Raw genomic sequence first — 21,238 nt, 5'->3', positions numbered from 1 at the left:
CATGCTCTCCTTGATCATCTTCCTGCCGCTGGTTGTCGGGCTGCTGCTATGCGTGGTTCGGCTGCCGGACCTGGTCGCCCGCTGGGTCTGGGTGGTCACGGCGCTGGCCGAGTTCGTCCTGGTGGTGACCCTCTGGGTCACGGCCCGGCCCGGCTCCTCCGGACTGTGGGCCGAGGAGCAGCTGCGCTGGATCCCGAGCGTGGGCGTCAGCTACCACGTCGGCGTGGACGGGCTGTCCCTGCCGCTGCTCGGGCTGACCGCGGTGATCTTCGTCGCGGCTGCGGCGTACGCGTTCGCCCAGCACGACCGGCCCCGGCTGTACGCCGCGGTCAACCTGTTCCTGCAGAGCACCTGCTTCGGGCTGTTCGCGGCCCAGGACCTGATCCTCTTCTTCGTCTTCTTCGACCTGTCGATCGTGGCGATGTATCTGGTCATAGCGCGTTGGGGCCACGGCGCGACCCACCGCCGTTCGGCTCTGAAGTTCTTCCTGTACACGTTTCTGGGCTCGTTGGCCCTGCTCGGCGCGTTCATCGGGCTGTTCGTCGCGTCGAATCCGCACACCTTCGACATGGTGGCCCTGGCCGCTCATCCGCCGCTGGTCGGCCGGCCCGGCGCGGCCACGCTGGTGATCGTCCTGCTGCTGATCGGGTTGGCGGTCAAGACCCCGACCGTCCCGTTCCACACCTGGCTGCCGCCGGCCCACACCGACGCCCCCACCGTCGGGTCGCTGGTGCTGGCGGCCGTGCTGTTGAAGATGGGCACCTACGGCTTCGTCCGGATCGCGATGCCGATGCTGCCCGAGAGCTGGCGACAGTGGTCGTGGGTGATCATCGTGGTCGGCGTGGTGTCGGTGCTCTACGGCGCGCTGGTCGCGCTGGCTCAGACCGATCTGAAGCGGACGATCGCCTACACCTCGGTGAACCACATGGGCTACGTCGTCCTCGGGGTCGGGGTGGCCGGCCTGACCGCACGCAGCGACGAAGTGGCCCGGCAGATCGCGGTCACCGGAGCGGTCACCCAGATGGTCAGCCACGGTCTGATCACCGGCGCGCTGTTCCTGCTCGCCGGCACCTTCTGGGAGCGCCGGCAGAGCTACGCCCTCGACGACTACGGCGGCCTGGCCCGCAGTGCACCCCGGCTGACCGCGATGTTCGGGCTCGCCGCGTTCGCCTCGCTCGGCCTGCCCGGCTTCAGCGGCTTCGTGGCCGAATTCCAGATCTTCACCGGGAGCATCGCACTCGCCCCGGTGACCGCGGTCGCGTTGCTCGGCATCCTGATCACCGCCGGATTGTTCCTCCGGGCGCTCCAGCGCGTCTTCACCGGTCCGCAGCGGGGCGCATCGGTCGACTTCGCCGACCTGAGTCCGCACGAGGTCCTGGCCGCCGGACTGCTGCTGGTGCCGGCGGTGGCGATCGGGCTGGTCCCCCGGCCGCTGCTCGCCGTGATCACGCCGGCCGCGCAGACCCTGATCCGCCAGCTGGGCGGCTGAGTTGGTGTCGCAGATGGTGCCGCAGATGGCCTCCGGCGCCGATGTGCTCGGTCTGCTGCCCGAGCTGTGGCTGGTGGCCGGCGCCCTGGTGGTGCTGCTGGCCGGCTCGTTCCTGCCCCGCCGACGGCTGAACCTGGCCCGCCTGCTCACCCTGGTCAGCTGCGCGGGCAGCCTGGGCAGCACGACGCTCACCCTCGGTCGGGGCATCCGGACGGTCTTCGAGGGCAACTTCGCGATCGACCACGCGACCACCGCCGTGCGGCTGATCGCGGTCGGAGCCACGGCGATCGTCGTGCTGCTGGCCGGGGACGAACTGGCCGGATCGGCACGCCAGGCCGAGCTCTGCGTCCTGCTGCTGCTGGCCACCACCGGCACCCTGGTGCTGGCCGGGGCGCAGGACCTGCTGCTGGTGATCACCGGCTTCCTACTGGCCAGCGTCCCGCTGTACGCCCTGGTCGGGCTGACCCGGACACCGCTGGCCGCCGAGGCCTCGCTCAAGACCTATCTGTTCGGCTCGCTCTCCGGCATCGTCCTGATGGCCGGGGTCACCGTCCTGTACGGTCTCGGCGGCCGGACCGACTACCCCGGGCTGGAGGCCGGGCTGGCCACCGCCCCGACCGGCCCGTTGATCGTCGGCACCGTCGCGCTGTTCGCCGGTCTGATGTTCAAGATCGGCGCCGTGCCCGGCCACTTCTGGGTGCCGGACGCCGCCCAGGGCAGCGGCGTACTGGCTGCCTCCTACCTGACCACCGTGCCCAAGATCGGCGCGCTGGTGGCGGCCTTCCGGCTCGTCACCGTGCTGCCAGGTCCGTCCCGGGCCGCGCTGTTGGTGGCGATCCTGGCCGTGGTCACCATGACGCTGGGCAACCTGGCCGCCTTCAGCCAGAACGACCCGCAGCGGCTGCTCGGCTGGTCGACGGTGAGTCAGGCCGGCTATCTGCTGGTGCCGGTGGCGATGGCCGGCCGCAGCGGACTGGCCACGGGTGCGCTGGTGGTCTACCTGGCCGGCTACGCGGTGACCAACCTGGCTGCGTTCGCGGTGATCGCCGCCGTTCCCGGGCGCCGGACCCTGACCGAGTACACCGGTCTGGCCGGCCGGCAACCCTGGTTGGCCGGGGCGCTGCTGGTGGCGCTGCTGGGTCTGGTCGGCACCCCGCCGGCCGCGGTCTTCGCCGGCAAGCTGGCGATCACCGTGGCCGCCTGGGAGGGGGGCGACGCCTGGCTGGCCCTCGTGGTGCTGCTGAACTCGCTGCTCAGCCTGTTCTACTACCTGCGTTGGATCGCCCCACTGGTGCGGTCGGGGCGACCGGTCACCTCGGTCCGGCGCTGGGGCGCGACGGTGGCGGTCGCCGTCGCGGGCCTGAGCGTGCTCCTCGGCATCGCTTCGGCACTACTCTGGCGCGTGATCGGTGCAGGCTGAATCCGGTGCTGCGAGGAAGACCGTCGCCCACGCAGTGGGATCGAGGAGGAACGCAGGAGCGTGCCGCGTCTTGGATCGCTCGAGGCCGAGGTGATGGCGCTCCTCTGGAACCGCGACCGGGACGCCTCGGCCCGGGAGGTGCTGACCGAGCTGAACCGCGACCGGGTGGGCCCGCTCGCGTACACCACCGTCCAGACCGTGCTGCAGAACCTCGGCCGCAAGGCGTTGCTCGAACGCCGCAAGCAGGGTCGGGCCTTCCACTACCGGCCGACCCGGACCCGCGAGCAGCACGCGGCCGACCTGTTGCGCGAGGTGTTCGCGACCAGCGACGACCGGGAGTCCGTCCTGCTGCACTTCGTCGAAACGATGAGTGCCGCCGAGGTCGAACGGGTGCGGGCCTGGCTGGACCGTGAGCCCGAGCCCCCGGAGCGGTCGCGATGAACGCAGCGCTGGTGTCGCTGCTGCTGACCGGCACGGTCCTGCTCGCCACCGGGGGCGCACGGACGCTGTCCGCAGCGTCCTGGCCACACCGGCACCCCCGACTGGGCATCGCCGCCTGGCGGGGACTGACGGTGTCGGTACTGCTCACCCCGTTCGCGGCCGCGGTGGTCGCCGTGATGGCGCTGGTACCCGTGCCACGCTGGCGGCCGGTCGCTCCCGGCCTCCTCCCGGCCGCCCCGCTCCGGCCCGGCCCGGTCGTCCCGCCGGACGAGCGTCAGCACTGGCTCGCCGCGTTGGCCCGGCTCTGCCTGGGCGCCGGTCCGATTGACCATCCCCTCGCCTCGATGCCGGGATGGTCGCGGACGGCTGCGGTCGTCGCGCTGGCGGTGACGGTGAGCATCCCGGTGCTCCGGCTGGCCGTGGTCGGACACGGGGTGTGGCGGGCGACCCGGTCCAGCCAACGCCGGCACCGTGCCGCGTTGAACCTGGTCGCCGAGCTCGAGCCGGTCTCGGCGGCCCTGGTCCTGCCGCACCCACGTCCAGCCGCCTACGTGCTGCCCGGCCGCAGATCGGTCGTGGTGCTCACCAGCGGCGCGCTGGGGCGGCTGGACCCGGGCGAGCTGGCCGCCGTGCTCGCCCACGAACGCGATCACCTGACCCACCGCCACGACCGGATCCTGTTCGGCGCGGGCGTGCTGCAACGCACCTTCGCATCGGTTGGTGTCTTCGCACTGGCCGCCCGCGAACTCCGGACCCTGGTCGAGATGGCTGCCGACGACGCCGCGGTCCGCGTCTCCGGACGGCGCGCCGTCGCCACCGCGATGGTGGCGTTGGGCGGCGCCGAGCCACCGATCGGCACCCTCGGAGCCGGCGGGGCGGACGTACCGGCCCGGATCGCCCGACTCACCCGCGAGTCGCACCCACCGGGCGCCGGACTGGCTGCTGTCGCATTCACGACCGCGCTGGCCCTGGCCCCGGTGCTGGTGGCCCTGACACCTGCGGTGGCCGCCTGGCTGGACCGGGTATGCCCGGCCTCCGGTCTGTTGTCCTGATCGGCGCCGATCACCTCGCTGGGCGGTCCGGTCCGGCGGCGCGGGTCAGGTCCGGTAGGAGAGCACGGTGCCCATCCCGAGTTCCAGGTGGTAGGTGTTGTGGCAGTGCGCGAGCCACTGACCCGGGTTGTCGGCGTCCAGTTCGATGCTCGTCCGGCCCATCGGCAGCACGTTCACCGTGTCCTTGCGCGGGCCGTTCCCGTCGCCCCGGGCGAGCGCGAAGCTGTGCCCGTGCAGATGCATCGGGTGGAACATCATCGATCGGTTCACCAGGTCGAGGCGAACCCGCTGCCCCTGCTCGACCGGCAGCGGTTGCCGGTCGTCGTACGGGCGCCCGTTGATCAGCCACTGCCTGCCGCCGTCGGCCATCGTGAGGGACATCGACAGGCTCAGATCCGGGGCTCTCGACCTCAGCGCAACCGCATCGGTGGCGACCAGGTCGCCGTAACCGAGCATCCGGCCGCGCAGCTCGGCGGGTCGGGTCCCCATCGGCGGCGTACGCCCGCGGGCCGTGCGCAGCAGCCCGGCAGCGATCGGATCCTTCTTCCCCTCCGGTACGGCGACGACGGGGAAGACACCGCTACCGGCGGTCACCGTGACGTCGTAGCGCTCCCCCATCCCGAGCAGCAGGGTGTCGACCTCGACCGGCCGGACCGGGAAGCCGTCGGCATGGGTCACGGTCAACCGATGGCCACCGACCGCGAACCGGTAGGCGGTGTCGGCACCGGCGTTGATCAACCGCAGCCGCAGTCGACGCCCCGGCGACGACGAGACGACGAAGGGGTCGGACGGCACCCGGCCGTTGATCAGATGAGCCGGGTAGCTGACGTCGCCGGTATCGGCGCCCAACGGCTCGGTCGCCGACGGCATCCCCATCCCCGCCATTCCGCCCATTCCGCCGCTCCCTCCCGCTCCGCCACCCATGCCGTTGCGGCGAGCGTCGGTCAACAGAGCCTGCGGAGAACGACCCCAGCCGTCCGTCCAGTCGTCGAGGACCAGGACGACGTCCTCGTCGTAGCCGTTGTCGGCCGGATCGGTCACGATCAGCGGACCGTAGAGGCCGGTGTCGGGCTGGGTCCCGACATGAGGGTGGAACCAGTAGGTTCCAGGGTGTTCCGGGACGACGTAGCCGTAGTCGAAGCCCGCGCCCGGCGCGATCGGCGCCATCGTCACGTCGGGCACCCCGTCCATGTCGTTGCGGAGCGCTAGACCGTGCCAGTGGACGGTGGTCGGCTCGGGCAGCCCGTTGCGCACCCGGATCCGCAGTTCGTCCCCCGGTTCGGCCCGGATCGGGGCGGCCGGGACCTGTCCGTCGAAGGCCCAGGTGCGGACCACCCGGCCGCCCAGGTCGAGTTCGGCCGGGCCGAGCCGGAGAACCCTCTCGACCACCCGTCCGGTGGTCGGTCGATCACGTTCCACCGCCAGAACCTGCGGACCACCTGGTGCGACCGGTCGCGGTCGTCCGACCAGCCACGCTCCGGTCCCCACCCCGGCCACAGCCAGACCTCCGGCCGCGGCCCCCAGTACCCGGCGGCGACTGAGGCCCCCAGCACGCATGGGCATGCCGGCTGGGACCGGCCCCGTCGTGCCCTCGTCGCTCGAGGGATGCTCGTTCTCTGTTGCCATGCTGCTGTCTCCAGATTCGTCCGGTACCGGTAAGCCCCGATCGGGTCCTGCCGGCAGCCATCTCCTATGCTTCATAGTAGTTCGGCCCCGGGGTGGCCGTCGTCGGGATCTGCCGGAGGTCCCGCTGCTGGCGGCGAATCCTGCCGACCGGACCACTCCGGGCCCGTTCTGGGCGCCGGCGGAGCGGAGGAGATTCGGTGGAAGCGCTCTCGAGCCTGAGTCTGGTCAGTGCGACGATGCTCTACGTCCTGGCGATGATCGCCCACGCGGTCGAATGGTCGGCGGGTCGGATGGTGGCACTCCCGCTGGTCACGAGCACGCGGGTCGCCGGACCGCGACTCGCCGCCGCGACGACGACCAGGGGGACGTCCACCGGCGCGATGACGTCTCGGCGGTTCACGGCCCGGTCAGCGGCCGCCTCCACGGCGCCCGTCTGCCCGTCGCCCACCTCTCCGTCGCCCACCTCCCCGGTGCCCGTTCCCCGTGTCTCGGCGGCCGCCGCCCGGGTCGGGCTGACGCTCACCGTCCTCGGGTTCGCCCTCGACCTCGGCGGGGTGGTGCTTCGCGGACTCGCCGCCCAGCGGGCTCCCTGGGGCAACATGCTCGAGTTCCTGACCGCGGCGATGGTGCTGGTGGTGGGCGGTTACCTGGTGCTGGTCAGACGAGCCGGGCTCGGCTGGCTTGGCCTGCCGGTCACCCTCCTGGCCGCGCTGGGCAACGGGCTGGCGGTCACCGTCTTCTACGTCGCCGTGGCCCCGTTGGTGCCGGCGCTGCACTCGGTCTGGTTCCTGATCCACATCGCCGGGGCCACGGTCTCGGCGGCCGCCTTCAATCTCGGCGCCGCGACCTCCGTGCTCTACCTGATCCGGCGGAACGCCGAGCGCCGCGGCCAGGTCCAGGGCCACCTCTGTCGACTTCCGACGGCCGCCCAGCTCGACGTCTGGGCCTATCGGTTCAACGCCTTCGCCTTTCCGTTGTGGACGTTCACCGTCGCCGCCGGGGCGGTCTGGGCCGAGTACGCCTGGGGCCGCTACTGGGGTTGGGACCCCAAGGAGACCTGGGCGCTGGTCACCTGGGTGATCTATGCCTGCTACCTGCACGCGCGCGCTACTGCCGGCTGGCGGGGCCGAAATGCCGCGATCATCGCCATCGTGGGCGTGGCGGTCTTCTGGTTCAACTTCATCGGCATCAATTTGTTGGTGACCGGTCTGCACTCCTACGCCGGCGTCTGAGCTGGGGCCGGTTGCAGAGCGCCGACCCGTTCCTACCGAGAAGGGGCGCTGAGCTTGGTGAAGCCGAGCACCGCACAAGACCCACGATGCAAAGCGATCGTGAACCGCCGCCACAGGTCCAGCCAACGATCCCTGGTTACGTCATCAACGCTCACCCGGCTGGCTGACGTCGATCCCCGACCTTTGTCAGAGCTCGGCGTCCTGCGCCTGCGCTGGTTGTTCTGCGCGATCACCGCGAACTGGTTCTGGTCGACCTCGTACCTTCTGCCGCTGCCGCAGGGGATCTCGTCTGAGATGTCGACGGGCATGAATTGGTCGACTCCGTCGACTGATCAGGTGAGGTTGCCGAGGGCGACCCCTCCGGCTGCTGCAGCGACGGAGAGGACGAGCATCCCGAGCCCGTTCATCGCGGCTGCGGTGGTGCGGCCGGTGCGGGCGAGGCGGACGGTTTCCAAGCTGGCGGTGCTGAACGTGGTGTAGCCACCCATCAACCCCGTCCCAAGCACCGCTACTGGAGTAGCGCCGAGGTGACTGGCAACGCCGGTGACGACGCCGAGGAGGAACGAGCCGGTGATGTTGATCGCCAGAGTGCCAACGGGGAGCCGGAACTCCCGGCCCCGGTTGATCGCCCCGTCGACGAAGAACCGAGTCGCTGCGCCGACACCGCCAGCGACAGCGACAGCGAGGAAGGCCAGGACGCTCATGAGGTAGCTCCGTTCGGTCGGACCCAGCCCGCGATCGCGAGGCCGAGTCCGGTGGCGATCGCGCCGGCGAGAACCGTCAGGAGTGCGTAGCCGGTGCCGGCCAGCCCCCGGCCGCCGAGGAACAACACCGCGGTACTGGTCGCAAGAGTGCTGTAGGTGGTGAACCCGCCGAGGACTCCAGTTCCGAGCAGCAGCCGGAGGGTTCGCCGGCGACCTTCGTCCGGTCCGCGATGCGCGAGATGTTCCAGGAGCACACCAAGCATGAGCGCACCGGCGATGTTGATCCAGAAGATCGCCCACGACACTTCGTGCTCAGCGGGGAACGCGGTGCTGAGTCCGTCGCGTGCGGCGGTACCGACGGTGCCGCCGACTGCGACGGCGCCCACGTACCGCCACCGCAGATGCACAGGCCGGGCACCAGGTTCGGGATCGTCGGCGTCGATGTCAGGGTCGGGCGGAAGCTGCCCATCGAGCAGGTCCGTGTCCGATCGGGACGTCATGTTCCACCTTCCGCGGCGACCGCCGCCGCTGCCGCTCGTGCTGCCGGATGCAGGTACTGCCCACCCCGTGGACAGAGCCCACCGTCGCCGTCGAACCGGTAGAGCAGGGGTTCGCCGGTAGGAAGGTTCAGGTCCGCGATCTCACCGTCCGTCAGGTCGTCCATGCAGGCGCACAGTGCCCGCAGTGAGTTGCCGTGCGCGACGACGAGCACCGACCTCCCGTCGCGGAGCAGTGGGATGATGCAGTCCGACAAGACGGGTCGTACTCGGCGGATGACGTCGAGAAGCGATTCGGTTCGACGAACTGCCGGCCACGGCAGCCCACGAAGAGCCGGCGTCCGCCCCAGCGCCAACCACGCACAGATCGACATGCGTGGTGGCCGACCCGTGCGGGTCCGACGCATGGCAAAAAACTCCTCCGTCCCCAACGCCGCCTTCGCGCCTTGCTTCGACATGCCGGTGAGGGCGCCGTAGTTCCGCTCGTTCAACCGCCACGTGGACTCGATCGGCGCCCCACGTCCGAGGAGGTCGGTAACGATCTCCGCCGTGTGCAGAGCCCGCTCGAGTGTCGACGTGAGCAGATGGTCCGGTCGAATGCCGGCGTGCAGCAGCAGCGACCCTGCCCGGGTCGCTTCCGTGATGCCCTTCTCGGTCAACGCCGCGTCCCGCAACCCGGTGAAGATTCCGGCAGCGTTGGCCGTGCTCTGCCCGTGGCGGAGCAGCACCAGTTGCCCGGTCACAGGGTGTCCCAGGGCAGCGAGGCGTCGAACCCGACCGGGTCGACCGGCACCACGAGTACCGGGCGGTGCTGCTGATGGGCCAGCCGTGCGGCAACCGACCCCGTGAAGAACTCCGCGATCCGCCCACCTGCCGTCCTGGTTCCGACGACCAGCATCACCGCGTCGCGGTCCTCCGCCACCTGCGACAATGCCCGGCTGGCATCTCCGATCCGCGGGACGAACGAGACGTCGACGCCGTAGGTCGAGGCGGCGGCACGAACTGTCGTCTCGTCGCCGTCTGACAGGCCGCGCGGGGTCGTGTCAGCGGTGTCAGGGTCGATCGGCTCCATCATCACCGACCCGTCCGGACGCGTACCGAGATCAACGAGCGAGGTGTCGACGCTAACGCACACCAGCGTCGTACCGAAGCGACGAGCGATGGATGCCGCCACCTCGACGACCCCCGGCGCGAAGCCTGGAAGGACACCGACCACGACTGGTCCGCTTCCGACTGGTTCTGACACAACACTCCCTACCTCGGGCGCGCAAAGGCGCGACTAGCTGAGATAGGGACTGTTGTCGACGAAGCGTCGAGGTTGTGTCCGGTAAGCCCCACTACCGAGCCCGAAGACACTGTCAGTATGTACCCGGAGAGCTGGTCGCGCGAGCCGCCTCACTCACTCGTCACGTTCCGGGACCGACAGCCGTCAGGATCGGGAGCGCTGCGCGTCGCTACGCGATGCCTTCGGCCACCCCTGACATCACCGCCCGCTGAACACCACGTGATCATCGGGGCTGCGGCTCCGATGGGGTCACCGCCGGGTGACGGATGCGGTGACGAAGCTCTGAAATCATGGCTACCTCCGCGGGGTCCAACAAAGGTCAACGCGGGTGTCAATCGGAGGGTTTCGGCACCCTGGCACAGGGCCCAAGAGTTCCGCAAGCTCCGCAACAAGGTAGCCGGTTGCGGCATGGACTCCGATCTTGCGTCACTGGTTTCGACACCCCGACCGGGCCTACAGCGCTGTCGCTGGATTACGGTCGAATCGTGGCAAGGGCACCCGTCAACGATTTTTGACGATCAGCCAACCCGTGAACCGCTGCGTTTCCGCACGAAGGACGCAGCAAGCATCGGGAGCGCAAGGAGGCAGGGCCAGATCGCTGCTCGCTCCAGCAGCCCGCCCCACTGCGTGTCCAAACGCAGCACGAAGATTACGGCCAAGAAGCAACAAGCCACACCAACTGCTAGACCAGTCCACCAAAGCGACCCCCCGGCTTGCGCGAGCACCAGGGCGTGCAGAGCAAGAGCGACCGGTTGAAGGACGATCCCTGGCAGGGACGCCAGGGTATGAAGCTCGAGATAGCGATCGAGGGGCAGCAAACCCGTGGCCGCTGCGCTCGACGAAGAAGCAGGTGATCCGCCACGGTGCCGGCCTTGACTCACCGGCGTCGTACTGCTTGCGGTGATAGATGTTGGGCAGCTCGACGGGTCTCCCGAACTCACACCAAGCGATGGCGCCTGCACCATCGAAGACGAGAGCCGCATGCGCGATGCCCTCGGCGACCAGTCTCTGCTTGAATGTCGCCCGGCCGTAGTCGTCTCTCACCGTGTGCTCGGTGTCGCCGTGAAAGTACGAGCAATAGCATGCACCCCAGACCCCGCTGTGCTTCTGGGCGATGGCCACCAGGCAGGGAACGTTTCAAGCGAGAGAGGGCTGATCTGGTGTGAACTCGCCAAACGATTCATTAGACCGGACGCATGCGGAATCCTCAAGTATAACTCGGTTGTCCCATCGGACGACGGCGCATCTTACGACTGTGACGACGTGTCCCGCGCCCGCCGGCGGACCCTGCCCTCGGTCAGCTGTTAACCCGCCATGTCCCCACCCATGTGGACCATCTGACCTGATTCACGGCCGATTCCTTTGGCAGCACGACGCTCTCCACTCACACACTCTGAGTCTTCAGCTGAGCGCTGCGGACGCACGGATCTTGCCCGCGGCCAACTCGGCCCCCTTCAAGAACAACCCTCGTTTATCCCGATCGGCCACGCTGACTCGACCAGCGATGCGCCTGCAGACCAGCGACAGCGCCGGTGAATTTCTAGAGTATGCCAACCGCTTGCGAGCATGACCACCGGCTGCCGCAAATGTGCTGGCAGCGATCGAAGTCGCGCTTTAGCCGGTTCGAAAGAACGCGATGCTTGCTACGCTGAGTGCAACGAGGCCTCACACTATTTCTCAAGAATCCTTTATTCTCTGCTTAAGCGGCAACCTTGACCACCGCTGAGCAATGAGGATTCGTTGATCTTGACCTATTAACTTTTGGAGAGATTCGCGCACTATCCAAAAACTAATACCAAGGGTCTGCTACTCTCGATCTGCAGCGACCGAGCTTAAGTGATCGCTGGCTCTGCTTTCTTTCTCCTCTATAAAGCCAATTGCGTCCTGCCGGTTCACAGCGTTCCGCCACCGCACAACCCACTTGGCCACAGCTCTTGCAAGTCTACCCGACGGACTGTCGTCGCCATGTTTCCAATGCCCATGCTTTAGGTCCGACGAATAAATAGGTCCGATCTGCAGAGCAAAATCTCTTCCAGTAATGCTATCCTTGCAAAGTATCTCTATCACCAAGCGAGTCCTTGGATCATGCTGAGAATCATAAATCCCCGGTTCCACGAGCTTTAGATCCAGCAAATCTCGAACCTGGCGTGAACCATCGGCTGTTGCATCGGCAATATCGCCACAACCCAGCTCAGTAAGTCGGACGCGGCTGAAATTTGTTAAGTCATCCGCCCTTAGATTTATGACGCGAGTTCGCCGCTGCTCGAGACGAAGTGCATCTTGCACGCTTAAGGGCAAGGGAACTCGGAGTAAGTTTTTTGCTTGCTGATCGAACTCACGATCAATAAAAGGAATAAGAACGGCAGCATAAATACGGATATCCACAATTGATCGAAGGGGGCTCCCGTTCATGATCTTGATCTGGGTCACATGCTTGCCGTCGTAAACTCGTTCCCGAAGGACACGAGACGACCTGAGTCTCGGTCGTAGCACAATTCGCCCGAACGCGTAGCTTAGAAATGCCGCGATAAACGCGGCGGTGACAGCGATGATTCCGTCGTGGATCACTCCCGCCATCCTCCGAGCGCGAGGGCTTTCGTGGAAAGCTCAACGAGGCTTGTCGAAGGAAGATACTCGGGTGAGACTAGGGCACCCCTGTTCTTGGCTTCAAGCATTTCAGGGAGCCGGTGCAAGGCAACCTTGGCGGACATCAGTACGCTCCACAGACCACAGTTACCTTCAATTTGCTGACTGACCGCCAAAAACCCCCCCAGGTAAGCTAGATCTTTCGTGAAGGCCCCTTGGCGAGTCGGTCTCACAAGGCCTCTCTTGCAACGGATGGCGATATCTACAGCTCGACTCGGCTCGAAGTGCTGTGTGAGGAAGTCTAGGACCTCGAATATTCCATTCGTCTGAGCAGTTTGTGCCGCAATAGCGCGTGCCGCATAGATGCGATTCGTATTGTCGCTTGCGACGCCAAGGTGGTGCTCGTTATAGACTGCCAGTCCCTCTTCTGTCCATGCATCTGAGTCATGTGATGAAAGCAATTCGGTGACTTGCTGAGCGTCCGAGTTAGCTCTTCGAAATGCATGGGTCCCAATTTCGTGAACAACCAACCGCAGCACTTCGTCGTGACTAAATACTTCCTGATCACGAACTCGAATTGTATGACCAGACACGCTTGCCTTTGCGCCAGACTGCATGTCAAGCCTTACAACGAACCGGCTTGGCAGGACTTGAGTAACAACCTCACTGAAAACATCGAAAACCCCGTTAGACGGAATGTTCTTCCTCTCGGGTAGTGCGTCTCGTTCCAGGATGCTGTTCGCCGAGCGTATGAGGTCGTCGGACGGTGATCCGTACCTATTTTCCGACCACTCCAGAAATTCATGCGACTTATGCTCGGATCCGGCCAACTCTAATCCCTCAGCAAGGTTAAGCAATGAGCCAGCGTGGCCTGGAAGAACCTGCTCGATCCGTGCCGCCGCGGTTCTGAGTCGTTCTGAGGCAAGATCTGAGTTCGGCTCGAGCACCCAGGAGAGAGAACTTTTTTTACCGCTTTTCGCGTAATTGATCAAGTCAGCCCGGTCTTGCGTAATCGAACGCGGGGTCAGCCGTTTTAGAAAGTGCAAACTCCGTGTCGCCGCCTTGTACTCCTCGAGAGCTTGCTCAACGCGCATTTCCGGATGGTCGCACATGGAAGACTCGTTTGTCTAGAAGGTCATGGACACGGTCGAAGCGCAGTCGGCAGCGAAACCTTTCGGGTTATGTCGGTTGCCGTTCTGGACTGCAATCGATGCAGTTTGCCAAGACGTCAAGGGGGTTGACTAGCGGGTCGGCGATCCGATCGGTTGAGGAAGCGAAGATCTGAAACCAGTGAGCTCTACAGCGACCTTCGACGCGGCCCAACCCAGCTACCGTCGCTAACTAGACGCCGCCGTTTATTTCGCTCTGAGTCACGCTCCGTGCCACAGTGCCTGAGTCATCGAATCAAGGTGGCCGCTGATCGGTGGCCCTCCAGGTGGTTGCGTCACGCCGAGCCTCCGATCGACCCGCGCCGCTCGTTCTTGCGGCTCATTGCTAACTTTTTCTTCGGTAGTCCTGCAACTCTGATCGCTCGCTGAATTGTGGACCCCCAGGCTGGAGGCGCTCTAGCTTGCTGCTCACGCACTATGAAGGAAGTACGGCGGCGACCAACCGAGCAGCCGCTGGTGCCAGCGCGACATCGGGTAGTCCCAGGGCACCCGGCCGACGCTGCCATCGTTGGCCGGTGCGTCGCTGGAGTAGATGAGGCCGCCACCGGCGTAGATGGCGACGTGGCCGGCTGAGTTGCCGACGGCGGAGCCGTCCCACCAGAGGATCGCGCCGCGAGGAATGTCGGTGGTGTCGGTGTGCATCTGGCCGGCGTCGATGATCGTCTGGGCGGCCTGGCGGGCGGTTGCTTCACCGGAGCCGTGCCAGCCGTACGCGCGGGCGACGAGGGCGAGGCAGGCGCGGTGCCACTGGTGGGTGCCGCTGTCGATCTGGGCCTGCTCGAAGGCGAGGGCTTGGTTGCAGGTGTTCGGGTTCTTGTGGCCGGGGGCGAAGACTCCGTCGAGGGGGCAGGCGCCGGTGCCGACAGCCGCGGCGTCGGCGGTAATCCCCGTGCAGCCGCCGGAGCTGACAGCGGCCAGGCCCGCGGACGTTAAGTCCGAGCCGGCGTGGGTCAGGTCGATGCCGGCTCGGGCGGCGATCTGGCGGGCCTCGGGGATGAATTTCGTGTAGTGGTTCGGGTCGGCGTTGATCTGGACGGCGTGGATGGCCGCGGCCGGCGTCATCGACTGCCAGCCGGGGATGGCGACGAGACCGGTCCCGCCGGGACCATGGGCCTTGCCGTCGTGCTGAGGTCCGAGCAGGAAGGACTGAGTGGCGTAGACCGGGTCCATGCGTTGGGCCTCGGTGCCCCAACTCGAGCGCTGCTGGAACAGGCCGCGGCTGTCGGGCCCGGCGGTGTCGCCGTAGTCGACGTTGACCAGGTCCGATTCGCCGACCGCGGCGACGAGAGTGACCAGCGCAGCCTGTCCGGAGAATCCGAGCGAGCGGACGACTTGGTCGATCGTCCGGGCGTTGCGGATCTGCTGTGCGGACACGGATCCGCCCGCCGCCGTTGCCGTTTCGCTCACCGCCGCGGTGTCGGTGCATCCCGTCGACGCGCTCTGGGTGGCCAGGAAGCCACCAGCCGGGAGGGCGACCGCGAGACCGAGCACCAGGACAAGCCCTGCAAGCATGCGCCCAATCACCTCAGCCTCACCGTTCCCATGACTAGATGGTAACCACAGTTACCATTTGACACGAGTGATGTTCGCCAGGATCTTTCAGCGGGCCAGTGCGCGGACGGTCTCGGGGCTGGGCTGCAGCGGTCGATCAGCCGGTCCCTTGACGTACGGGCCGACGAAGATGATCTTGTGCCGGCCTTCGCTGGGGTACCACTGGTGTCGTCGGTGCATGGACACGATCCAGCGGTGCGACCAGCTCCGCGGCGTGAGACCGGAGGCGTCCGGCTCGCACTGCCGTGACCGTCGCGTCCGGAGCGCGACGACCCGCACATCCGCCGGGTCCCCGGCCTGCTGGTGCCGAGGCCCGCGTCCGGTCGAGTGCTGAGGCGTGGTCTCGGTGAGAGACTGCTCGCACAGCCGCCAGAACGCCAGCAGGAACCGGGGCAAGAAGTGGCAGTCATGATCGTTGACCGGCTCACCTGCGGTGTGGCTGCCGACCCGTTCCGCCCTCGGTGGTCCCGGGTCGGTCCGATCCGCGCGCATCTTCCGGACCAATGCCTGTGTGGTGGCAACACATCCGGCGAGCTCGTCCTCGGCGTAGTGCCGGCCGGCCGACCACCAGTGGTCACCGAGCAGCGCCATCGGCGGACCGAGTCTGTTGTCGGCCCCGGGATCGCCCCAGCACATCATCCGGGTGGTCGGAACGAGCGGGACGTCTTCGAGGCTGTCGAAGTGGGCCGGACCCCAGACGCGTCCGCGGTCGACGGTCTGGCTGGGGAACCAGGCCAGCGCCCGCGGCAACATCAGGTGCTCCGTACCCGCACTCAACATCGGCAGCGGTTGGGGCAGCAGCAGGAACCCCGACGTGAGGTCGGGCTCCGGAACTGTCTCGGCGATGTTGTCGTAGTCGAGAGTGTTGGCGGCCGCGATGCAGACGTCGACCATGTCCGGGGTGAGGACGTACGCCGGCAGCCGGCGCAGACGCTCCGAGCGGTCGGCGCCACAGCGGACCGCCAGCCTGATCGGGTCGTGGACCGGCTGCGCGGCCAGCCCCAGCTCCAGCGAGCGCCGTGTGAGCTCCGACGCGCTCGCACCGTCGGGGAGGTCTTCCCACTCGGTGAGTGCACGCGCGAGGTGCCGAACCACCGGCGCCGGTTGCAGCTGTCTCCTTGGCTTCGGCAGCGTCGCGCTGCGATAGAAAACGGCCAGATCGTCCCGGCAGCGCACCGCCGTCCGTGCGGCCTCGACCGCGCACCACCGGTCGCCAGACCACCGTGGCAGCGGCCGCACCGGTACGGTCACCGACCAGGTCATCCCCACCGCCCGGTGAGCGAGCGGTCCAGCTGCATGAACCCGCGGTCGCGATGGCCGAGGTAGACCCGCTCGAGGTCTTCCCACAGGCCGGCGCGTTCCTCCCGGTCTGCTCCCCCGCGCCACTCGGCCGTGTCGCCGGCCACCAGCGCCGCGGCCAGGCACTCGGCCCGGACCGGGCAGCGTGCGCAGGTCGGACGATCAGCGCGTCCGCTGTCGCGGCAGGCCGCTCCGTCGACCCACTCCACCAGCTGCCAGTCGACGCTGATCTGCAGCTGCCGGATCACCGACGCCCGGTACTGCTGCTCCGCGAGCGTCATGATCACCGACCCGTCGACCGGTGTGTCGCTCATCGGTGCTGCCGCGTCGGCGCGGGAGCCGATCGGTGCTTCCGATTGTCAGAGGCGTGCCCCATCCTGATCGTCATGGCTGGAAGCCAACCGCTCCCCCATCCGGTCGACCATGAACCGGCACTGCAGCCAGACCGAACTGGCACTGCACGTCCGACGGCCGTCACCGAGTGGACCGGCGCGCTCGCCGTCGCCCTGCAGGAGGCCACTCGCGAGACGCAGGAGTCGTTCGCCCACCGCCTCGGCCTCTCGACCCGCGGTGTCGCTCGCTGGCACGAACGGCCCGACAGCCGGCTTCGCACCGAGACCGCAGCCCTGCTCGACACCGTGCTGACCGGTCTCGCCCCTGCCGAGCGGGAACGTTTCTCGCTGCTGATGGCGATCGACCGTGCCCGACCCGAACCGGAGCCCGACGGCGACTGGATCCGCCGCGTCGCCCAGCAGTCCTCGACCGAGGCACTGCTGCGCTCCGGACGGCTGTCGGCCGACGTGCTGCCGACTCTGGTCCAGGAGGTCATGAGTCTGGCCAACGGCTACGACACCGAGTCGCGGCTGGCCGGTCTGCGGCACGCCCGCGACGTCAGCGAGGTCGCCAGCACGCTCGCGGACCGGACGCGACGGCCGTCCGAGCTGGTCGACCTCTACGCTTCGCTCGGCCAGCTGAACGCGCTGATGGCCTCGCTCGCCTTCGACCTCGACCGGTGGGATGCGGCCGAGACGCTGGCAAGGACCGCGTCGAGCTATGCAGATATGTCCGGACACAGTTCCTTGCACGCCTGGACCCTCGGTCTACGGGCCACGCTCGCGTTCTGGCGGGCCGACCCTCGGCTCGCCCTCGACCACGTCGACCACGGCCTCGCGATCGCTCCAATGGGTGCCCCCAGCTACCGGCTGCACCACATCGAGGCCCGCGCTCACGCCGTGGCCGGCAACGTCGAGGGCGTCCGTGCCTCGATCGGGGCCGCCAACGCCCAGCTCGACTTTATGGAGGGGCTTCGTGACGACCTCCACGACGGCATCGGCGGTGAGTTCGCCTTCGGCTACGTCCGGGGCACCGCGTGCGCCGGAGCCGCCTGGCTGCGCGTCGGCGACGGACACCAGGCCCTCAAGACGACCTACCGCGCGATCCGGGCCCTGGTCAGCGACCCAGCGCCGTCGACGAACGTGGTCAACGGCCTGCTCATCGACGGCGCCGCTGCCAGTGCGCTCGACGGCGACATCGCCACCGCCCGAGCCCTGATAACCCCCGCGCTCGACCTGAGCCCTGACCGCAGCACGGTCTCCACAACAGGCCGACTCAAGAACGTGCTCACGGTCCTCCGACCCCTGGAAGCGAACCGGGAAGCACGCGAGCTCGCGGAACAGGCCGAGGCCTACCTCGCTGCCGGTCGACTCGCCGCGGAAGCCGCGAAGCCGCGGCCGCTCGGCGATTGACCCGAGCTTCGACTAGGTCGGACTGTCGGAAGGCAGCCGTACCGTGGCCCCACGAACCGCTTGAAAGGAAGCACCATGACGATCGTCGATCCTGCCAGCGTGGACTGGACAAAGCAGAGCGACCTCGGGTCGTGCTCTCCGCCAGGGCGGGTATCTCCGAGGCCGTCGCGGAGGCCAAGCGGCGAGGCCTCGCTCCCTGATCACGCCGGCCCGGCTGCGACCGCACCTGCATCAGATGACGGCGAGAAGAGCCTGCTCGTGCGCCGGCGACAATCCAATCTCCGAGGCGCGTTCCCGGCCGTCGACGAGGCCGCCCAACTGCATCCACGACCAGGTCGCGGCTGCAGTCCCGGCGATCGGACGGGAGCTGAGCCCCGCGTCGAAGGCACGGGTGCTGTCGAGCTTCCACACGCCGTCCGCCGTGCGCCACAGCGGCAGCTCCGACCATTGCCGCACACCTAGGCGCGTGAGGATGTCGGGAGGCACCCAGCTCACCTCGGCACTCGATCCGGTGACCGAGCGACAGGCGTCGATCAGATCCTTGAACGTGGTCTGCCGCACCGGGCCGGCGATGGTGAACGCTCGGGACAGGTGGAGCTCGGAGCAGCGGAGGGTGAAGTCGGCGAGGTCGCGGACGTCGATGGGCTGGATGTGGCGTTCGGCTGGCGCAGGGGCGATCACCCGTTTCCCGGTGGCGACACGGTTGAGCCACCACACCAGCCGACCTACATATTCGCGCGGCCCGAGCACCACACCGGGACGAAGAACCGTCGACCGGCTCGGACCGAAGACCTCGTGCACGGCGGCCTCGCACCCGGCCTTCTGGTAGCCGTAGCGGGTGGGCCCGTCCTCGGTGTCCGTGCCGAAGTCGGGCCCGGCGTCGGCCGGCGCCTCGAGGAGCGGGGATGCCTCGTCGAGCGGCGCGACCGGCCAGCCGGCGTAGGCACTGACCGACGACATGAAGACGAGGTGACCGGCGACCGGCTCGAGCGCTCGGGTGACCGCCAGCACGTTCCGTGGGACATAGCCGGAGCAGTCGATCACAACGGACCAAGGGCCGGAGCGGACCAGCGCGGCGATCGACTCGGCATCTCCTCGGTCGCCCCGGATCACTTGCACGCCCATGACGTCGGTGTCGCTCACCCCGCGGTTGAAGGTCGTCACCTCGTGCCCGGCGCTCAGGGCGGCCTCGACCACGGCACGGCCGATGAAGCCCGTGCCACCGAGGACGAGCAGCCTCACCGCGACTTCTTCGCCTTGCCGCCCGGGCCGCCGTCCAAACCTTCCAGAGCACGGATCCGGTCGAGCATCGCCGTGACCTGGTCCATGCTCTCCGGGCTCAGGCCCTGTGCCCGCACCATCAGCTCCTTGGCCCGCGGGTCCTTGATCGCCGACAGCGCGTCCAGCTCGGAGTTGAGGGTGTCTTCCATGGTCGGGTCGAAGAAGTAGCCGATCGGCACCCCGAAGAGCTCGGCAATGGCGGCCAGCAGCCGCGCCGACGGGTTGTCCCGACGCCCGGACCGCAGGTGCGACAGATGAACACCCGACACGGTGATCCCGCGCTCAGCCAACGCCGCGGCGGCCGTGTCGTTCGAGTACAAGCCGCTTCTGGTGGGAGCCGGAACGGTGGCGAAGAGATGGTTCACCTTCTCGGCCAGGCCGGGGATGCCGTCCGACGCCACGATCCTCCTCACAGGCCAGCTGTCCTCTCGGCGCGAGTGTCCCACAATCGCTGAACTGTGGAACGCGCGCACGCTCAACCACCAAACTTTCGATTACAACCTGGGCCTGCCGAGACGCGCAATGTCAGTCAACGGGCTCCGGATCCTCGTCCTTCCTACGCCGTGCGAGTCGTTGGGTCAGGCCACCACCGACGTTGGAGGCGGCGGTCCGCGCGCTGCCGAGGGTCTTGACCCCGAACCGTCGAGCGGCCTCGACCCCGTCGACCCCTGTCTCCAGTGCGAGGTCCTTCATGTCAGTGGCGGCCGCCACCCATGCCTTCGCTTCGAGCGCCTGGCGGTCCGAGTCGATGCCCAGGCGGGCGTGAAAAGCGACGACGCCGTCTCCGACCTGGTTGCTCGAGCGCGTCACGGCGTGGGAGGCGATCGGATGGAGGAGCACCTGTGCGTCGGCGGTCACCGACGCGGCATCCATCCGCGCCATCAGGCGTTCGGTGCTGCGCCCGATCGCCTCTCGCCGGTGACTGCGGGCGGCCTGCAGCGCGATGCGATGCCGGTCGAGTTCGTCAGGACTCGCGTCGAGCACGCGGTCTAGTTCCAGGACGGCGATCGCGTCCTGAAGCTGGAAACAGCGGGCCAGCACGGCAAGCCATTCACCGACCTTCTCCTCGGCCTCCTTCGTCACCTTCGCCAGGTCGGGTGCCTGCTTCTTCTTCTCCATCTTCTGGGCCAGCGCGTCGAGCTGGAACAGGGCATACGACTGCGCCTGTGCGACCGTCAGGGAGGTGGCCTGGATCTTCGACCACGTGGTCTCCGACACGCGGCCGGTGTGTTCGCGGATCGTCATCGCCTCGTCGATGACCGAGCCCACGCCGACCAGCTGAGCCAGCGCGGCGTCCCGTTGCGCGCGAAGGACGTCACTGACCTTCTCGTCGATCACGGCGAGATAGTCGGTGATCTCGTCCATTGTCTGCTGCATCGCCAACTGGGCCATGATGCCGGCCGCACCCGCCAGGATCGCCGGGTTCGTCAGCATCGACGTGGGCGTTGTCGTCTTGACGATCTCGAGGATGTGCTTGGTCTGCTTGCCCTTATCGACAACGATCGCCCGAGCGACATCCGAGGACGAGCCGGTCATCAGCTGACCGGTCTTCATCGCTTGCGCCGACTTCTCCGTCAGCTTGACCCAACGTCCCGAGGTCGCCGCGAGCTCCGAGCCGGCCTGCGCGAGGCCTGCGCCCGTGCTGAGGGCCGATCCCAGGCGTTCGTGCAGCCCGAGGTCCCGGGACGGCAGATTGGCTGAGGAGAGAAAGCGCTCGACGGCCGACGACTCCCCGATGACAGCGATTCCCTCGTCGTCGGTGATCAGCTCGATCTCATTGCTCACTGGAGGCGCTCCGGATTCTGAAAGGGGGCCGGACCCGACGAAGAATACGTGCCCAGAGCGCTTCCGGAGGCGGAAG

19 protein-coding genes are annotated in these 21,238 nt (G+C 67.5%); 6 read left to right on the top strand and 13 right to left on the bottom strand.

Annotated features, from left to right (window positions below; genetic code table 11):
• The first annotated feature begins 1 nt into the window (after nucleotide 1).
• Genes FHX74_RS02400 through FHX74_RS02385 form a run of 4 tightly spaced genes read left to right on the top strand, consistent with a single transcriptional unit; the run spans nucleotide 2 to nucleotide 4,402 of the window.
• Complete coding sequence (locus FHX74_RS02400) at nucleotides 2–1,489, top strand: complex I subunit 4 family protein (RefSeq protein ID WP_182558467.1); 1,488 nt, start codon at nucleotides 2–4, stop codon at nucleotides 1,487–1,489.
• Nucleotides 1,490–1,502: 13 nt separating this feature from the next.
• Nucleotides 1,503–2,909, top strand: a complete 1,407-nt coding sequence (locus tag FHX74_RS02395) for an NADH-quinone oxidoreductase subunit N (RefSeq protein WP_235970210.1) — start codon at nucleotides 1,503–1,505, stop codon at nucleotides 2,907–2,909.
• A 60-nt stretch (nucleotides 2,910–2,969) separates the two neighbouring features.
• Entirely contained in the window at nucleotides 2,970–3,350 is a 381-nt protein-coding gene (locus FHX74_RS02390; RefSeq protein ID WP_182558466.1) for a BlaI/MecI/CopY family transcriptional regulator, read from the top strand.
• Nucleotides 3,347–4,402, top strand: a complete 1,056-nt coding sequence (locus FHX74_RS02385) for a M56 family metallopeptidase (protein WP_182558465.1) — start codon at nucleotides 3,347–3,349, stop codon at nucleotides 4,400–4,402. Before FHX74_RS02390 ends, FHX74_RS02385 begins: the two co-directional genes overlap by 4 nt.
• Nucleotides 4,403–4,447: 45 nt before the next feature.
• Here the strand turns inward: FHX74_RS02385 and FHX74_RS02380 are convergent, their stop codons facing one another.
• On the bottom strand, nucleotides 4,448–5,821 hold the full coding sequence (locus tag FHX74_RS02380; RefSeq protein ID WP_328823577.1) for a multicopper oxidase family protein: 1,374 nt from the start codon (nucleotides 5,819–5,821) through the stop codon (nucleotides 4,448–4,450).
• Nucleotides 5,822–6,264: 443 nt separating this feature from the next.
• Between FHX74_RS02380 and ccsB the strand changes: the two genes are divergently transcribed.
• Entirely contained in the window at nucleotides 6,265–7,260 is a 996-nt protein-coding gene (ccsB, locus tag FHX74_RS02375) for a c-type cytochrome biogenesis protein CcsB (protein ID WP_328823631.1), read from the top strand.
• A gap of 332 nt (nucleotides 7,261–7,592) precedes the next feature.
• On the opposite strand, the gene FHX74_RS02370 is transcribed toward ccsB, so the two are convergent.
• From FHX74_RS02370 to FHX74_RS02330, 9 genes are all read right to left on the bottom strand, one after another.
• A complete protein-coding gene (locus FHX74_RS02370) occupies nucleotides 7,593–7,964 on the bottom strand; it encodes a fluoride efflux transporter FluC (protein WP_182558463.1) in 372 nt (123 codons plus the stop codon).
• Nucleotides 7,961–8,464 (bottom strand): fluoride efflux transporter FluC, encoded by a 504-nt coding sequence (locus FHX74_RS02365; RefSeq protein ID WP_182558462.1) that lies wholly within the window; start codon nucleotides 8,462–8,464, stop codon nucleotides 7,961–7,963. The genes FHX74_RS02370 and FHX74_RS02365 overlap by 4 nt, the downstream gene beginning before the upstream one ends.
• Nucleotides 8,461–9,204, bottom strand: coding sequence for a 2,3-bisphosphoglycerate-dependent phosphoglycerate mutase (locus FHX74_RS02360; RefSeq protein ID WP_220483383.1), 744 nt, complete (start codon nucleotides 9,202–9,204; stop codon nucleotides 8,461–8,463). The genes FHX74_RS02365 and FHX74_RS02360 overlap by 4 nt, the downstream gene beginning before the upstream one ends.
• Complete coding sequence (locus FHX74_RS02355) at nucleotides 9,201–9,677, bottom strand: universal stress protein (RefSeq protein ID WP_328823576.1); 477 nt, start codon at nucleotides 9,675–9,677, stop codon at nucleotides 9,201–9,203. Before FHX74_RS02355 ends, FHX74_RS02360 begins: the two co-directional genes overlap by 4 nt.
• 1,875 nt (nucleotides 9,678–11,552) lie before the next feature.
• On the bottom strand, nucleotides 11,553–12,176 hold the full coding sequence (locus tag FHX74_RS02350; RefSeq protein ID WP_182558460.1) for a hypothetical protein: 624 nt from the start codon (nucleotides 12,174–12,176) through the stop codon (nucleotides 11,553–11,555).
• A 134-nt stretch (nucleotides 12,177–12,310) separates the two neighbouring features.
• Nucleotides 12,311–13,444 (bottom strand): tyrosine/phenylalanine carboxypeptidase domain-containing protein, encoded by a 1,134-nt coding sequence (locus FHX74_RS02345; protein WP_182558459.1) that lies wholly within the window; start codon nucleotides 13,442–13,444, stop codon nucleotides 12,311–12,313.
• A 465-nt stretch (nucleotides 13,445–13,909) separates the two neighbouring features.
• Nucleotides 13,910–14,875, bottom strand: a complete 966-nt coding sequence (locus FHX74_RS02340) for a hypothetical protein (RefSeq protein ID WP_182558458.1) — start codon at nucleotides 14,873–14,875, stop codon at nucleotides 13,910–13,912.
• Between the two features lie 225 nt (nucleotides 14,876–15,100).
• Nucleotides 15,101–16,147, bottom strand: a complete 1,047-nt coding sequence (locus FHX74_RS02335; protein ID WP_182558457.1) for a hypothetical protein — start codon at nucleotides 16,145–16,147, stop codon at nucleotides 15,101–15,103.
• Nucleotides 16,148–16,311: 164 nt separating this feature from the next.
• Nucleotides 16,312–16,665: a WhiB family transcriptional regulator gene (locus FHX74_RS02330; protein ID WP_182558456.1), complete on the bottom strand. Its 354-nt coding sequence runs from the start codon at nucleotides 16,663–16,665 to the stop codon at nucleotides 16,312–16,314.
• 372 nt (nucleotides 16,666–17,037) lie between these two features.
• Here FHX74_RS02330 and FHX74_RS02325 point away from each other — a divergent pair, with 372 nt between their 5' ends.
• Nucleotides 17,038–18,096 carry a hypothetical protein gene (locus tag FHX74_RS02325; protein ID WP_182558455.1) on the top strand — a complete coding sequence of 353 codons (1,059 nt, stop codon included), beginning with the start codon at nucleotides 17,038–17,040 and terminating at the stop codon, nucleotides 18,094–18,096.
• Nucleotides 18,097–18,327: 231 nt separating this feature from the next.
• Here the strand turns inward: FHX74_RS02325 and FHX74_RS02320 are convergent, their stop codons facing one another.
• From FHX74_RS02320 to FHX74_RS02310, 3 genes are all read right to left on the bottom strand, one after another.
• A complete protein-coding gene (locus FHX74_RS02320) occupies nucleotides 18,328–19,338 on the bottom strand; it encodes an NAD-dependent epimerase/dehydratase family protein (RefSeq protein ID WP_182558454.1) in 1,011 nt (336 codons plus the stop codon).
• Nucleotides 19,335–19,778, bottom strand: a complete 444-nt coding sequence (locus tag FHX74_RS02315) for a helix-turn-helix domain-containing protein (RefSeq protein ID WP_182558453.1) — start codon at nucleotides 19,776–19,778, stop codon at nucleotides 19,335–19,337. The genes FHX74_RS02320 and FHX74_RS02315 overlap by 4 nt, the downstream gene beginning before the upstream one ends.
• A 124-nt stretch (nucleotides 19,779–19,902) precedes the next feature.
• Nucleotides 19,903–21,162 (bottom strand): hypothetical protein, encoded by a 1,260-nt coding sequence (locus FHX74_RS02310; protein ID WP_182558452.1) that lies wholly within the window; start codon nucleotides 21,160–21,162, stop codon nucleotides 19,903–19,905.
• Between the last annotated feature and the right edge of the window lie 76 nt (nucleotides 21,163–21,238).

Origin of the sequence: Microlunatus kandeliicorticis (assembly GCF_014137855.1) — a bacterium.
Lineage (GTDB): Bacteria > Actinomycetota > Actinomycetes > Propionibacteriales > Propionibacteriaceae > Microlunatus > Microlunatus kandeliicorticis.
Note: the sequence above shows the minus strand (reverse complement) of the source record. Positions and strands in the feature narration are given on the sequence as shown.